The following is a 12,969-nucleotide window of genomic DNA, read 5'->3' on the forward strand; positions in this document are numbered from 1 at the left end:
GCCCCGGCGCGCTTATTGGAAGTTTCATCATGTCAGCTCGGGTTTCTCTCTTCATTAGGCTGGGCGGCGATCTTCTTGCCTGCATCCAGAATGAAGGGCTGGCCCGCGATTATGACGCGGATGCCTTCACGGCAGACGACATCCCGAGCGACGCACCGCTATCCCTATACGCGCATGAGGTCGCATGGGGACGGGTCGATCTGCTGGAAGGATTTTGCGCAAGCCATGGCCTGTCCTATGTGCGCTGGTCGGGCGGCTGCGCCGCGCAGTTCGGCCCGGAACGCGCGGTGTTCAATGGAGCCGGCGAGGTTCGCCTCTTTGCTGCTGACGAAGATGATAGGCTGGTAATCGACATCGACCGCGTCGAGAGGCTGGGAAGCTATGAGGCGATCATGGCCTATTTCGCCGCAGGTGATATGTCGGTGCTGCCCTTACGCTTTCTGGCCTGAAAATCGGTCGCGCCCCGGCCCGCATGAGCGGGGCCGGGGCGCGGATCATCGCTACTGCTTGCGATCCTGTTCTTCCTTGCGCGCAGCCTCTTCTTCGGTCGTGTCGCGGGCAATATCGTCCGCATCGCCGGGCGGCTCGCTGCGATCTTCCTGCGGCACGTCATCGATCTGATCGTCCTGCACATCGGCCTGATCCTGTGCGCCGTCCTTGGGATCGGGTTCCATCATCGCTCTCCTGCCGTCGGCAACCTAACCTGCGACCCTGCGCGATGTTCCGGTTGTTTCGCCATGTCGCCATGGAGTGATGCCTTAGTGAGATCGGCACCAGTCGGGCTTGGCGCGACCGCGCGGCCACCAGTCGGCATGGCCCACGGCCACCAGCCTCGCAGTCAGATTCCTGCCCTGAAATCTCACCGTCCTGACCGTCCGGGCATCGCTGCGACCGACCCGCTCGAAAGCGAAAATTGCCGCCTTCGATCTGGCTTTTGAGCCATGTTTTTGCCGCTTCACCCCGGCGGCGTTCGGCCGCATAATTTGCGTTAGGAGCCTGGGTTTCGGGCGCATCGATCCCCGCGAAAGGGATGGGCTCGCCGCTCGTCAGCCGGCATGTGTCGCCGTGGGTGACATGGCGCACCTCTCCTTCGTCTGCGCGGCCGAGATTGGCATAGATGGCGCGGGTTGGTCGCTTGCGCACGCGACAGGACAGCAACGGCCAGCAGGCCTATTGCGCCCGTCCCGGCAGCATCGATCGCACGTCGCCAGTTCGCAGATCCATATTGCGCATTGCGATAAGGCATGGCGCGGCTTGTCGAAAGCGGGCCTCCATTTCGAGCGGATCACGGGTTGATCGGTGCCGGGCGTTGCGATTTTCAGGGGCTCCACAAGGATGGCGAGGGCTTGTCTTTCCTTCTTTTCCCAGTCGCCGATCACGCCTGGCTGGGTGCGTTGACCTGGCAGCGTCTCGGTCGCCTCACGAAACCATCGGCCCGCCCCCATTTCCCCGCCGTTCCGGCTCCTCGCGGTCGCTTCGCTCCAAATGGCGGCGCGCCTCCGGTCCTCCGCTTGCCGCTACGGCCTGTCGGTTCGGTGGCTCGCCTCGCGCTGCCGAACGGTCCGCACGCCCGGCGGATCGGCCGCAGGGCAGTTTGAAGGAGACTTATCATGCCTGCCATCGGATATGTTCAGCGCCTGGAAAACGGCAGCTTCAAGGGCGTCCTCAAGACCCTCGCGGTCCGCGCCGAGATCGAAATCATCCCCAATCGCGGCAAGGTCGGCGATCAGCCCGATTACCGCATCCTTACCGGCGGCAGCGAGCTGGGCGGCGGGTGGATCCGTACCGGCGAAGTCTCGGGCCGGGAATATATCCGCGTCGCCATGGCGGCCCCGGAGCTTGGCGCCCGTACCATCTATGCCAATCTCGGGCGCGCCGCCGGCCAGGATGACGAGGACAGCTATGCCCTCATCTGGAACCCGGACTGACCTGAAGACCCCCGCGCCGCACGGCGCGGGGGTCTGATCATATCGCCGAAAAAAATCAGCCAAGCGAGCAGCTGCAAAGGAGGGACCAAGCCGCCCGGGGGACTGGACCAAGGGGGTGTCGAATTTCGAAGGGCGCAAATCGACACTCCCGCGCCTGCGCTCCAACCCCGATCACCACCCCGTCGGACCGCCATTTCACCCACGCGGTCGGCAGGAGAAACGATCATGGGCGAGAGTGAAATCGCGCGCGCCGAGCAGGCGCGCAAGGGCAGTCCATTTCTCAATACCGCGCAGGCCGCCCATTATATTGGCCTGAGCTATCGCACGCTCGAACAGATGCGCTGGAACGGTCTGGGGCCAAGCTTCCGCCGGCACGGTCGGTTCGTCCGCTACCATATCGACGATCTCGATAGCTGGTCGCGCAGCACCCAGGGCGACACTGACAAAGGAGGGCGCGATGCCTAAGCGCCCGCGCCGACAGGCCCCCGCGCCGTTGCTCGAATGGGTGCCGCCGCTTACCCGGCAAAGCCGGTTCAGGCGCAGGCCCATTCTTCTTCTGATCACTATCGGCACTGGCCTCATGGGTGCGGCGACGGTGCTCGATTATCTGATATGCCCCGCGCCACGGCTCGTGTGGAACGCGTCGGCCAGCGCACCGATCGGCCTGTGGCGCGTTCATCCCGGCGTCCCGCTTGCACGCGGCGATATGGTGCTGGCCCATATGCCGGCAAGGGTACGCCAGCTTGCCGCCTCACGTCATTATATCCCGGCAAATGTCCCGCTGCTGAAGCGGATTGTCGCCCGCGACGGCGACGATGTTTGTGCGCTCGGGGACGCAATCTATGTGAATGGAGCCCCTGTTGCCAAGCGGCTCGTCCGCGACCGCATGGGCCGTATCCTGCCAGGATGGGTAGGCTGCGAGACGTTAGGGGGCGGTCGTCTTTTCCTTCTGATGGACCGCGCGGACTCTTTCGACAGCCGCTATTTCGGGCCGCTGGAACCCGAAGCGATCATCGGCAAGGCGAACCCGCTATGGCTCCGCTGATCCGCATCCTGGCCGCCGCCATGCTGCTGATGTCCCCGGCTTCCGGTACGGCGCAGCGGGCGATGCCGCCCGCTGCGCCAGGCGCTGCGATCGAACGCTGGCGCCCCCTCATCGCCCAAGCGGCCCAGCGCTTTGGCGTGCCCGAAGCCTGGATTGCCGCGGTCATGAAGGCGGAAAGCGGGGGGCACACGCATCTTGACGGACACCCGATCGTCAGCCGGGCAGGGGCGATGGGCCTCATGCAATTGATGCCGGGAACCTGGGCGGCGATGCGCGCCCGGTATGGTCTGGGTTCCGATCCGCACGATCCGCACGACAATATCCTGGCGGGCACGGCCTATCTGCGCATCATGTATGAGAGCTTTGGCTATCCCGGCCTATTTGCAGCCTATAATGCAGGCCCGGGTCGCTATTCCGAGCATCTGCGATCAGGCCGGGTGCTGCCCGCCGAGACGCGCCTCTATATCGAGGCCACCTCCGCAAAGGCCTCCATGCCCCCTCCAATCCTGTCGGGCACGCGACTCTTCTTTACCCTCAATATCGCCTTGAAGCCCGCGGCCAGCCCCGCCTCCAAGGATGACGCGACCGCGCCCCGGTCTCTCATTATCGCACCGTCAGCACAGCGGGCGGAGGGTTCCAGATGACAGCGCGGCGCCCTGACGAGAGGAAAAAATCCGCTCAGTCCTTCCCAGTGTCCGGCAGGCAGCAGGCCGCCTCAAGGACGATGGTACCCCCAATTTTGCTGACGCAAAATCGGCACCCCCATCGCCGCTGGCGCGGCCGCTTCGCGGTCCTTGACCCGGCCCGCTCCCTGCCGGGCGAAGCCTCCTGTCTTTCAGGATCAGGAGGTCAAAATGACACTTCAGCAGCATATCGACGAGCTTCGGGCCGAACTCGAATGGAACGAGGATCCAGCCGAAATTCGGCAGATCAAGGCCGAACTGGAGGCCGCCTTGGCGGCACGGGATCGACCCGATGGCTAAGGAGGGATTGGAAGCGGCCAGCGATGCCGCTCCACCTTTTTCTGCTTCTCGAAGGAGGCGCCGGATCGGAAGAAAGGTCTGTGATCGAGGGGATGGGGCTAAGGCAAGATGAAAGAAATGGCGCCATGCCCTCCGGGCATCACGCCATAAGCCGTTGTCTGCACATCGTTTTTTCTGACTTTTGGTATGGCGCCACCGTCGGGGACATGGTGCTATGGCCGGTTCAAGCTGCTGAATTGAGGCCTTTTCTTATGGCGCCATGGCTGCTTTGGCGCGCTCCGCCCGGTCAGGTGTCCCGTCATGGATGATGATGATGTCGAACCCCGGCTCGGCCGGATGCGCACCACGCCGATCCGACACGGCAGGAGCTATATGAGCCAGGTGCTGCGCGCCACCAATCTGGCGGGCGGCATGGCGGGACCGGGAGGGCAGCGTGGTCGCTTTTACGGCAACCGCTCCGGCGTGGGTGTCGGTGTTGCGCGGGTGCTCGCCTCGCGCGATCATTTCGCGGCGTGGCGGCAGCGCCGGGTCATCGTCAAATCTCGGATCGTTCGCCTTGACCGTGCCAAGGGTATGAATGCTGCCCGTGCGCACCTGCGCTACATCCAGCGCGATGGCGTCACCCGCGACGGCGCGCCGGGCCAGCTCTATTCGGCGGATCAGGACAAGGTCGATGGCCGCGCCTTCCTCGATCGGGCGGACGGCGACCGGCACCAGTTCCGCTTCATCGTTTCGCCGGAAGACGGCCAGCATTATGATGACCTCCAATCCCTGACCCGCCGCCTCATGACACAGATGGAGCAGGATCTCGGGGCGAAGCTCGACTGGGTCGCAGCCGATCACTTCAACACCGGCCATCCTCACACCCATGTCATCCTGCGCGGGAAGGATGAGCGCAGCCATGATCTCGTCATTGCCCGCGACTATATCACGCAAGGCATTCGCGAGCGGGCGGCGGAGCTGGTGTCGCTGGACCTCGGCCCGCGCGCCGACATCGAGATCGAGGATCGGCTTTGCCATGAGATTGAGCAGGAGCGGCTGACCAGTATAGACCGCCGTCTGCTGCGCGATATGGACAGCGAGCGTGCGGTGGTCGTAGCCTCGTCCGACCCGTTCCAGCAGAGCCTGCGGGCAGGTCGGCTCCAGAAGCTCGGGCGACTGGGACTAGCCAATGAGGTCGAACCGGGCCGCTGGCGACTGGCCGAGGGCATGGACGATGTGCTGCGCCGCATCGGCGAGCGTGGCGACATCATCCGCACCATGCAGCGGGCCTTCAGCGAGCAGGGTCTGGAACGGGCGCCGGGCGACTATGTGATTGCCGATCCGGTGCGGATGACGCCTATCGTCGGGCGGGTGGTCGAGCGAGGCCTGTCAGAGGAGCTGGATGACCGACATTATCTGATTGTCGACGGGGTCGATGGGCGCAGCCATTATGTCGATATCGGCAAAGGCGAAGCGGTGGAGCCGATCCCGCCCGGCGCAGTGGTCCGGATCGAACCGAAATCGACCGAGGCACGGGCCGTCGACCGGACGATTGCCGAAGTCGCAGCCGCCCATGGCGGGCGCTATTCCATCGACCTGCATCTGCGTCATGATCCAGCCGCGACCGAGAGCTTTGCTGAAACCCATGTCCGCAGGCTGGAGGCCATGCGTAAAGCCAAGGGTAGCGTGGAGCGCGAGGCGGATGGCACATGGGTTATCGCGCCTGACCATGTCGAGCGGGCGGCGGCGTTCGAGGCGCACCGTGCGAAGGCAACACCCGTGATCGTCGATACCCTGTCTTCCCTGCCACTGGATCGGCAGGCCGGAGCCGACGGCGCAACCTGGCTCGATCGCGAACTGGTCTCGGCCGATCCGATGCCGCTGCGTGAGGCCGGGTTCGGGGCCGAGGTCCGGGAAGCCATGGACCGGCGACGGCAGTGGCTGATCGCGGAAGGGCTGGCACAGGAAGAACAGGGACGCGTGATGGTCCGCGCGAACCTGCTCTCGACGCTACGCCGTCGGGAACTGAACCGGATCACCGGTCAGCTCTCCGACCAGCTCGGCCTCGCCTATACCGAGCCCAGGCCGGGCGAGCGGATTGACGGCATTTATCGTCGCCCCGTCGAGCTTGCTTCCGGCCGCTACGCCCTGATTGAGAACAGCCGGGAGTTCACCCTCGTTCCGTGGCGGCCGGTTCTGGATCGCCACATCGGCAAGAAGGTGTCCGGCCTCATGCGCGGTGACAGCATCAATTGGACGATCGGCAGGCAGCGCAGCGGGCCGTCGATTTCATGATGGGGGAATGACTGGGTCTGGCCGGTAGGCGACTGGCGCGTTTCGAGCGAAGATACAGAGATAGCCGCCGTTCGCATTGCGTCAGGTCGCGACCAAGATGCGTCGTTCGCCGGTCGCGCTTTCAACGACAGCTTCTGCCAAAACCTGCCGCTCGGTCGCCGTGAAACCGTCTGGCAGCAATGCGCCCTAAATTCGGACGTTCGGCCTTGTAGCCGACGATCCCGAAAGCCGCCATTCGTTTCGCCAGCGCTCAACTGGTTCAGACCCGACATTGCGCTCACGGCCCAACAGGCGTGGCCACCATTATTTTCGGAGTGCAGCAATCAGGGCGTCCCGAGCCATGGCCACGCGCGGGTGTCGCAGCGATGAGCGTGCCCAGACGAGGTAGTAAGCGTTGCGCGGCACCGTGACCGGGGCGGGTATCTCGATCAGCGTGCAGGCAGCGCGTTCGCTGCGGGTGAGATAGCCGGGCATCACCGTCCAGCCGAGACCCGCGCACAATCCCGACCGTAGCACCCTCAGATCGGGCGCGGTCAACGCGGGCTGGCTCGTCAGCTCGATCTGGTTTGCATGGAGCCAGGTACGCAGCAGCGGTCGGTCGAGGTCGTAGGCGAGGTGGGCCGTCCGGTTGAGCCCGTCGGCAAGCGGCAATTCGGCAATCCGCATGGCCACGGCGGGCGAGGCTACGGCGCGCAGGTGCTCTTCGCCCAGCGCATGAAAGGCCAACCGCGGATCTTCGGGCTGCGAGGCGGTGACGGCTAGGTGCACCTTGTCTTCGAGCAGCAAGGCATAGAGCGCCTCGCGCCCGCCGATATGCAGGCGCAGGTCTAGCCCCGCATCCAGCAGCGGCGCCAGTCGGGGCGCGATCATCTCTCCCAGTAGGTCCGACGGCGCGGCGATGTGGACCGTGCCCGAGATGCGCGACGATCGGGCCCGCGCGCTGGCCAGTGCCGATTCCGCCGTGTCGAGGCTGCTTCCGATCGAAGCCGCGAGATCGTCGGCAATCGCTGTTGGTCGAACACCCCGCGAATGGCGATCGAACAAGGGACGGCCCAATTGCGCCTCGAGCGATGCGATGTGCTGCGACGCAGCCGGTTGGGTGATGCCGATTGCCCGGGCCGCCTCGCTCAGTGAACGACGGCGGTAGACTTCGACGAAGGTGCGCAACTGCAGGAGGGACATTCCGGTTCCATAACCGGATTTATGGCCGTCCGCCATTCCCGCTGGATTTCATGATGCCGTTCCCTGCGTATCTAAGCCGCCGAAAGGAACGATCGAAGCAAAATTGCCGCCAATTGCTCCAAGCCCTCACCGCTGTCCTGGTGGCGGGCGCGGCGCCGGCGGGTGCGTTTGCTCGTGTTCCCGACATCACTAGAAAAGGACAACTGACGATGACCCGCATTCTCATGGTGGCCACCTCCGCCGACCGCATGATTCCCGGCACCGAACCGACGGGCGTCTGGCTCGAGGAACTTACCACCCCGTACTACGCGTTCCGCGATGCGGGCGCCGAGGTTACGCTGGCCTCGATCAAGGGTGGCGCCATCCCCGTCGACCAGCGTAGCGTCAACGCCGACGGCGAGAACGACGCTTCGGTCGAGCGCTATCTGAAGGACGAGGCCCTGAAGGCCGAGGTTGCCAGCACCCTTGTATTCACAAGCATCGATCCCGCCGGCTACGACGCGCTGTTCCTGCCGGGCGGCCACGGCACCATGTTCGATTACCCCGTCAGTGACGAACTGGCCCGCCTGGTCGAACGCTTCGACCGCGAAGGCAAGATCGTCGCCGCCGTCTGCCATGGACCGGCAGGGCTGGTCTCGGCGAAGAAGGCCGATGGCACGCCCTTCGTCGCCGGCCGCCGTGTCGCGGGCTTCACGGACAGCGAGGAACGCGCGGTCGGTCTCGATCAGGCGGTGCCGTTCCTCCTCGAAACGCGTCTCAAGGAACTCGGCGGCAAGCACGAGGGCGGCCCCGATTTTGCCCCCTTCGCCCTGCGCGACGGCAATCTGGTGACCGGCCAGAACCCCGCCAGCGCTACCCTCACCGCAGAGCTCGTGATGGAAGCCCTCAAGGACAAGGTCGCCTGATCATGCGCTATCTCCACACCATGCTGCGCGTCGCCGATCCCGAGGCAGCGATCCGGTTCTTCACGCTGCTGGGTCTCAAGGAGACCCGGCGGATGGAGAACCAGGCCGGGCGTTACACGCTGATCTACCTTGCCGCCGACGAGGATTTCCGCGGCGACGGCGAGCAGGGCGATGCCGAGGTCGAACTGACGTACAACTGGCCGCCCGAGGACGGCAGCGCTGCCGAGACTTACACGGGGGGCAGAAACTTCGGCCATCTCGCCTACGGGGTCGACGACATCTACGAGACGTGCGCGCGGCTGCAAGCGGGCGGCGTGACGATCAATCGCCCCCCGCGCGACGGATACATGGCGTTCGTCCGCTCGCCGGACGGGATCTCGATCGAACTGCTCCAAAAAGGCGAACACATGGCCCCGGCCGAACCCTGGGCCTCCATGCCCAACACGGGCGCATGGTGATGGCGCGCCTGTTCGAACCGCTCGAGGTCGCGGGGCTGCGGCTTGCCAACCGCATCGTTATCGCGCCGATGTGCCAGTATTCTGCCGAGGACGGCGCGATGACCGACTGGCACCGGATGCATCTCGGCCAGTTGGCGCTGTCGGGCGCGGGCGCGCTGACGATAGAGGCGACCGCTGTCAGCCCCGAAGGTCGCATCACCTACGGTGACGTCGGCCTGTACGATGACCGTACCGAAGCGGCGATGCGAAGCGTGCTAGAAAGCGTCCGTCAGTGGTCGGACATGCCGCTCGTCATCCAGCTGGCCCATGCCGGCCGCAAGGCGAGCAGCGCCAAGCCGTGGCACGGCGGAGCGCAGCTTCCCCCCGATACGGAGAATGGCTGGCAGACCGTGGCACCCAGCGCCATTCCCTTCGCTCCGGACGACCATCCCCCTGTCGAACTGGACAAGTCAGGGCTTGCCCGCATCCGGGAGGCGTTCGCGGATGCCGCCCGGCGCGCCGGCAGGCTCGGCATCGAAGCCGTCCAGATCCACGCCGCGCATGGCTATCTGCTTCACGAGTTTCTTTCGCCGATCTCCAACCGGCGCGGCGACGAATACGGCGGCAGCCTCGACAACCGGATGCGGTTCCCGCTGGAAGTGTTCGATGCCGTGCGCGAATCGTTTCCGGCCGACCGCCCGGTGACCGTTCGCGTTTCCGGGACTGACTGGGTTGAAGGCGGCTGGACAGCGGAAGAAACCGCAAGGTTTGCGCAGGAACTGGAGCGGCGCGGTTGCGCGGCGATCCACGTCTCCGGCGGCGGGCTCGACCCGCGCCAGCAGATCCCGGTCGGCCCCGGCTATCAGGTACCGCTGGCCCGCACGGTCAAGGACGCGGTCGCTATGCCTGTAATCGCTGTCGGCTTGATCACCGATCCGCACCAGGCGGAGCGCATCCTAGAAGACGGGCATGCCGACGCCATAGCGATTGCCCGCGCTGCGCTGTGGGATCCGCGTTGGCCTTGGCACGCCGCCGCCGCGCTTGGTGCATCGGTCAAGGCGCCCCCGCAATATCTCCGGTCCGAGCCTCACGAAGTGGGCCGCATTCTCAAGGAAATGACGCCATGAAAATCTCCGTCAAACTGCTTCTGGCCGCTGGCGCTGCCCTCTCGCTTGCCGCCTGCGCGAAGACCCGCGAGGGTGCATCCGCGCCCCGGATCGAACAGGTCGCGACCTTCGATGGCGCGATGCCGACTGGCGTGACCGTCGCCCCCAACGGGCGCATCTTCGTCAACTTCCCGCAATGGGGCGACAACGCGCCGTTCACGGTTGCCGAGCTGGTCGACGGCAAGGCGGTGCCTTATCCCGACGCCGCGACCAACCGGCCCGATCCGGCCGACCCGGCGGGGCATTTCATCTCGGTGCAGAGCGTGGTGGCAGACGGCGCCGATCGCCTGTGGGTGCTCGACACGGCGGCGCCCAAATTCTCTCAACCACGGGCCGGCGGTGCAAAGCTGGTGGCGATCGATCTTGCGACCAACCGGGTGGTGAAGACGATCGTCCTGCCGCCCAGCGTGGTGCTGCCCACGACCTACCTCAACGATGTGCGCTTCGATCTGCGTCAGGGCGCCGAGGGCGTCGCCTACATCACCGACAGCAGCAACGACGGCGTCGGCGGCATCATCGTCGTCGATATCGCCAGCGGGCGTGCGATCCGGCGCCTGTCGAACCATGCGACGACAAACCCCGAGGACGGCTTCACCCCGGTCGTCGACGGCGCGGTGCTCATGAACCGCCCGGCCGACGGCCCCGCGACGCCGGTCACGATCGCAAGCGACGCGATTGCGCTCAGCGCCGACGGCAGCCTGCTGTATTACGGTCCACTGTCGGGCCGCACGCTGCACGCGGTGCCCACGGCGATGCTGCGCGATCCCGCGGTGTCCGAGGAGGCGTTAGGCCGCGCGGTCCGCAGCCTGGGGCGCAAAGGCGCCTCGGACGGGATAGCCGAGGACGACAAGGACCGCGTGTTCGCCGGCGATTACGAGAACAACGCGATCCGCGTGCTCGACCAGGGCCGCTGGACGACGGTGGTCAGCGACCCGCGCATCAGCTGGCCCGACACGCTATCGATCGGCACCGACGGCTACCTCTACTTCACCGCCAACCAGCTCCACCGCCAGCCCGGCTTCCACGGCGGGCGGGACCTGCGCCGCAAGCCCTACGAGCTGCTCCGCATCAAGGTCGGCGCCGCTCCCGTCCTGTTGCGCTCGCGGTGAACCCATCAGGCCGGGCGGGCTCGCGCGGGACCGCGATCCGGCGAAAAATCAACAACTGACTTGAAGGAATACAATCATGACAAACGGAATCGAAGGCAAGATCGTTCTCATTACCGGCGGCAGCACCGGCATCGGCGCGGAAACCGCGCGTCTTCTCGCGGAACGCGGCGCCAAGGTGGCCATCGCCGCGCGGCGCAAGGACAGGCTCGACGAGGTCGTCGCGGACATCGCCGCAGCTGGCGGCACGGCACGTAGCTACGCGCTGGACGTGACCGACAAATCGGCGGTCCAGTCCGTCGTCGCCGCAATCATTGCCGACTTCGGCCGCCTCGACGTGCTGATCAACAACGCCGGGCTGATGCCGATCCGTCCGATGGCCGAGGTCAACACCGACGAGTGGGACCAGATGATCGACGTCAATCTGAAGGGTACGCTCTACGGCATTGCGGCGGCCCTTCCCGGTTTTCTCGAGCAGGGCAGCGGTCACATCATCAACCTGAGCTCGGTTGCGGGCATCAAGGTCTTCGCACCGGGCGGCACGGTCTACTCCGGCACCAAGTTCGCCGTCAGCGCGATCAGCGAGGGCTTGCGCCACGAGGTGGGGGAAAAGGTCCGGGTCACGTCCATCGAGCCTGGAGCTGTCGAAAGCGATTTGAAGTTCACGACCTCTGGCACGGCTGCCGAGACGGTGCTGGACTTCTATAAGCAGGCCATCCCGGCGGCATCGGTGGCGCGTGCTATCGCGTTCGCTGTCGAACAACCTGATGACGTCGACGTCAACGCGATCGTCATCCGGCCGACCGCACAGGAGTTCTGATTTCGACGAGGAGGCGGGGCCGCGTGTGCTCCGCCTCACGGGGAACGTACCGGCCTGCTAGACCGTTACTTTGACGAATAATATCTGTCCGTTTCACTCGTGGAGTCATTTATGCCCAAACTTGCCCTGTATGTACCACTGAAGGCCAAGCCCGGAAAAGAGCGCAATGTCGCCGATTTCCTGACCTCGGCATTGCCGCTCGTTCAAGCTGAGCCGGGCACTCTGACCTGGTATGCGATCGAGGAAGGCCCCGGTGCGTACGCGATCTTCGATACGTTCGACACAGAGGAGGATCGGCAGGCCCATCTTGACGGCAAGGTTGCTGCCGCACTGATGGACAAGGCAGAAGAACTGTTTTCTGAACCGCCGCAGATTCACAAGTTCACCCTGCTGGCCGCGAAATAGCCGAGCGGTCGGCACCCTAGCGCGTTGCTCTCATCGCGCGCGTGGGGGGGCCGGGCGCGGCGGCGTGCGTTGAGCGGCTTTCCCCGAACCGGCCACGGAGATACTCCATGCGCACCACCCAGACGCTCGACCTGAACGCGCGGACGATCATCGATGCGGGGATCGCGGAGGCCGAGCGGATCGGCAACCCGATGAACATCGCGGTGGTGGACGCGGGCGGCTGCCTCCTAGAGTTCGCGCGGATGGACGATGCATGGCGCGGCAGCGTCGACATCGCGATCGGCAAGGCGTGGACGGCGCGCGCGTTCGACGTCGAGACCAAGGCGCTGGCGAAGCTCGCCCAGCCGGGCGCCGACTTCTACGGCATCCATGCCTCCAACGACGGCAAGGTGATGATCTTCGCCGGGGGCGTGCCGATTAAGGAGGGCGAGACGGTGATAGGCGCGGTGAGCGTGTCGGGCGGCACCGGCAAGCAAGACCAGGGCGTGGCCGAGGCGGCGGCGCAGGCGTTCGCGCGCGGCTGAGCCTTGGAGCGCGGTGCCGGGCGCGGCGGTGCCCGCTTAGTCGACGGCGGTTCAGTCGACGGCGGCGGGCGCGCCTCCCGCGCGGCGCGGGTCGCCTCCGTTTAGAGCGTTATTCGGCCATTCTGGCCCAGTCATTCAGAAAACCGCCGTGAATCGATCCCAGGATGGCCCTACGGAAAGGAACCTCTCAG

The 12,969-nt window shown here is 65.4% G+C and carries 16 protein-coding genes; 14 read left to right on the forward strand and 2 right to left on the reverse strand.

The genetic code is table 11. From position 1 onward, the window contains the following. Positions 1–29 precede the first annotated feature (29 nt). A complete protein-coding gene (locus B2V90_RS01190) occupies positions 30–449 on the forward strand; it encodes a hypothetical protein (RefSeq protein ID WP_161731154.1) in 420 nt (139 codons plus the stop codon). Positions 450–500: 51 nt separating this feature from the next. Here the strand turns inward: B2V90_RS01190 and B2V90_RS01195 are convergent, their stop codons facing one another. After that, positions 501–677: a hypothetical protein gene (locus B2V90_RS01195; protein ID WP_161731113.1), complete on the reverse strand. Its 177-nt coding sequence runs from the start codon at positions 675–677 to the stop codon at positions 501–503. Positions 678–1,610: 933 nt separating this feature from the next. On the opposite strand from B2V90_RS01195, the gene B2V90_RS01200 reads away from it, so the two are divergent. The 6 genes from B2V90_RS01200 (at position 1,611) to rlxS (ending at position 6,233) form a co-directional block, all read left to right on the forward strand. Further along, positions 1,611–1,928, forward strand: a complete 318-nt coding sequence (locus tag B2V90_RS01200; RefSeq protein WP_021227600.1) for a DUF736 domain-containing protein — start codon at positions 1,611–1,613, stop codon at positions 1,926–1,928. A gap of 225 nt (positions 1,929–2,153) precedes the next feature. Beyond that, entirely contained in the window at positions 2,154–2,393 is a 240-nt protein-coding gene (locus B2V90_RS01205; protein ID WP_021227599.1) for a helix-turn-helix domain-containing protein, read from the forward strand. After that, complete coding sequence (locus B2V90_RS01210) at positions 2,386–2,973, forward strand: S26 family signal peptidase (protein WP_161731112.1); 588 nt, start codon at positions 2,386–2,388, stop codon at positions 2,971–2,973. The genes B2V90_RS01205 and B2V90_RS01210 overlap by 8 nt, the downstream gene beginning before the upstream one ends. Beyond that, on the forward strand, positions 2,961–3,617 hold the full coding sequence (locus tag B2V90_RS01215; RefSeq protein WP_161731111.1) for a lytic transglycosylase domain-containing protein: 657 nt from the start codon (positions 2,961–2,963) through the stop codon (positions 3,615–3,617). Before B2V90_RS01210 ends, B2V90_RS01215 begins: the two co-directional genes overlap by 13 nt. Positions 3,618–3,827: 210 nt before the next feature. Further along, positions 3,828–3,956 (forward strand): hypothetical protein, encoded by a 129-nt coding sequence (locus tag B2V90_RS01220; RefSeq protein WP_021227596.1) that lies wholly within the window; start codon positions 3,828–3,830, stop codon positions 3,954–3,956. 300 nt (positions 3,957–4,256) lie between these two features. Continuing rightward, entirely contained in the window at positions 4,257–6,233 is a 1,977-nt protein-coding gene (gene rlxS / locus B2V90_RS01225) for a relaxase/mobilization nuclease RlxS (protein ID WP_228223072.1), read from the forward strand. Between the two features lie 303 nt (positions 6,234–6,536). Here rlxS and B2V90_RS01230 read toward each other — a convergent pair whose 3' ends face one another. Beyond that, complete coding sequence (locus B2V90_RS01230) at positions 6,537–7,415, reverse strand: LysR family transcriptional regulator (RefSeq protein ID WP_062344839.1); 879 nt, start codon at positions 7,413–7,415, stop codon at positions 6,537–6,539. A 209-nt stretch (positions 7,416–7,624) separates the two neighbouring features. Here B2V90_RS01230 and B2V90_RS01235 point away from each other — a divergent pair, with 209 nt between their 5' ends. The 7 genes from B2V90_RS01235 to B2V90_RS01265 all read left to right on the forward strand — a co-directional run bounded on the left by B2V90_RS01235 (position 7,625) and on the right by B2V90_RS01265 (position 12,778). After that, positions 7,625–8,320: a type 1 glutamine amidotransferase domain-containing protein gene (locus B2V90_RS01235; RefSeq protein ID WP_228223071.1), complete on the forward strand. Its 696-nt coding sequence runs from the start codon at positions 7,625–7,627 to the stop codon at positions 8,318–8,320. Beyond that, the gene (locus tag B2V90_RS01240) at positions 8,320–8,778 is read left to right on the forward strand and encodes a VOC family protein (protein WP_037543870.1); all 459 of its coding nucleotides are present in this window, start codon (positions 8,320–8,322) and stop codon (positions 8,776–8,778) included. The genes B2V90_RS01235 and B2V90_RS01240 overlap by 1 nt, the downstream gene beginning before the upstream one ends. After that, positions 8,778–9,884, forward strand: a complete 1,107-nt coding sequence (locus B2V90_RS01245; protein WP_376748840.1) for an NADH:flavin oxidoreductase/NADH oxidase — start codon at positions 8,778–8,780, stop codon at positions 9,882–9,884. The genes B2V90_RS01240 and B2V90_RS01245 overlap by 1 nt, the downstream gene beginning before the upstream one ends. Next, positions 9,881–11,032 (forward strand): major royal jelly family protein, encoded by a 1,152-nt coding sequence (locus tag B2V90_RS01250; protein ID WP_228223069.1) that lies wholly within the window; start codon positions 9,881–9,883, stop codon positions 11,030–11,032. The genes B2V90_RS01245 and B2V90_RS01250 overlap by 4 nt, the downstream gene beginning before the upstream one ends. A 76-nt stretch (positions 11,033–11,108) precedes the next feature. Then, complete coding sequence (locus B2V90_RS01255) at positions 11,109–11,849, forward strand: SDR family oxidoreductase (protein ID WP_099233819.1); 741 nt, start codon at positions 11,109–11,111, stop codon at positions 11,847–11,849. A 111-nt stretch (positions 11,850–11,960) separates the two neighbouring features. Beyond that, positions 11,961–12,254, forward strand: a complete 294-nt coding sequence (locus tag B2V90_RS01260; RefSeq protein ID WP_228223068.1) for a putative quinol monooxygenase — start codon at positions 11,961–11,963, stop codon at positions 12,252–12,254. A 107-nt stretch (positions 12,255–12,361) separates the two neighbouring features. Beyond that, on the forward strand, positions 12,362–12,778 hold the full coding sequence (locus B2V90_RS01265) for a GlcG/HbpS family heme-binding protein (protein WP_228223067.1): 417 nt from the start codon (positions 12,362–12,364) through the stop codon (positions 12,776–12,778). Positions 12,779–12,969 lie beyond the last annotated feature (191 nt).

It is taken from the genome of Sphingobium sp. UBA5915 (assembly GCF_002431195.1).
Taxonomy (GTDB): domain Bacteria; phylum Pseudomonadota; class Alphaproteobacteria; order Sphingomonadales; family Sphingomonadaceae; genus Sphingobium; species Sphingobium soli.

Bases quoted from the DNA above. Each gene is read 5' to 3' on its own strand.
- B2V90_RS01190 (WP_161731154.1), top strand. From the start codon at position 30: ATGTCAGCTCGGGTTTCTCTCTTCATTAGGCTGGGCGGCGATCTTCTT.
- B2V90_RS01195 (WP_161731113.1), bottom strand. From the start codon at position 677: ATGATGGAACCCGATCCCAAGGACGGCGCACAGGATCAGGCCGATGTG.
- B2V90_RS01200 (WP_021227600.1), top strand. From the start codon at position 1,611: ATGCCTGCCATCGGATATGTTCAGCGCCTGGAAAACGGCAGCTTCAAG.
- B2V90_RS01205 (WP_021227599.1), top strand. From the start codon at position 2,154: ATGGGCGAGAGTGAAATCGCGCGCGCCGAGCAGGCGCGCAAGGGCAGT.
- B2V90_RS01210 (WP_161731112.1), top strand. From the start codon at position 2,386: ATGCCTAAGCGCCCGCGCCGACAGGCCCCCGCGCCGTTGCTCGAATGG.
- B2V90_RS01215 (WP_161731111.1), top strand. From the start codon at position 2,961: ATGGCTCCGCTGATCCGCATCCTGGCCGCCGCCATGCTGCTGATGTCC.
- B2V90_RS01220 (WP_021227596.1), top strand. From the start codon at position 3,828: ATGACACTTCAGCAGCATATCGACGAGCTTCGGGCCGAACTCGAATGG.
- rlxS (WP_228223072.1), top strand. From the start codon at position 4,257: ATGGATGATGATGATGTCGAACCCCGGCTCGGCCGGATGCGCACCACG.
- B2V90_RS01230 (WP_062344839.1), bottom strand. From the start codon at position 7,415: ATGTCCCTCCTGCAGTTGCGCACCTTCGTCGAAGTCTACCGCCGTCGT.
- B2V90_RS01235 (WP_228223071.1), top strand. From the start codon at position 7,625: ATGACCCGCATTCTCATGGTGGCCACCTCCGCCGACCGCATGATTCCC.
- B2V90_RS01245 (WP_376748840.1), top strand. From the start codon at position 8,778: ATGGCGCGCCTGTTCGAACCGCTCGAGGTCGCGGGGCTGCGGCTTGCC.
- B2V90_RS01250 (WP_228223069.1), top strand. From the start codon at position 9,881: ATGAAAATCTCCGTCAAACTGCTTCTGGCCGCTGGCGCTGCCCTCTCG.
- B2V90_RS01255 (WP_099233819.1), top strand. From the start codon at position 11,109: ATGACAAACGGAATCGAAGGCAAGATCGTTCTCATTACCGGCGGCAGC.
- B2V90_RS01260 (WP_228223068.1), top strand. From the start codon at position 11,961: ATGCCCAAACTTGCCCTGTATGTACCACTGAAGGCCAAGCCCGGAAAA.
- B2V90_RS01265 (WP_228223067.1), top strand. From the start codon at position 12,362: ATGCGCACCACCCAGACGCTCGACCTGAACGCGCGGACGATCATCGAT.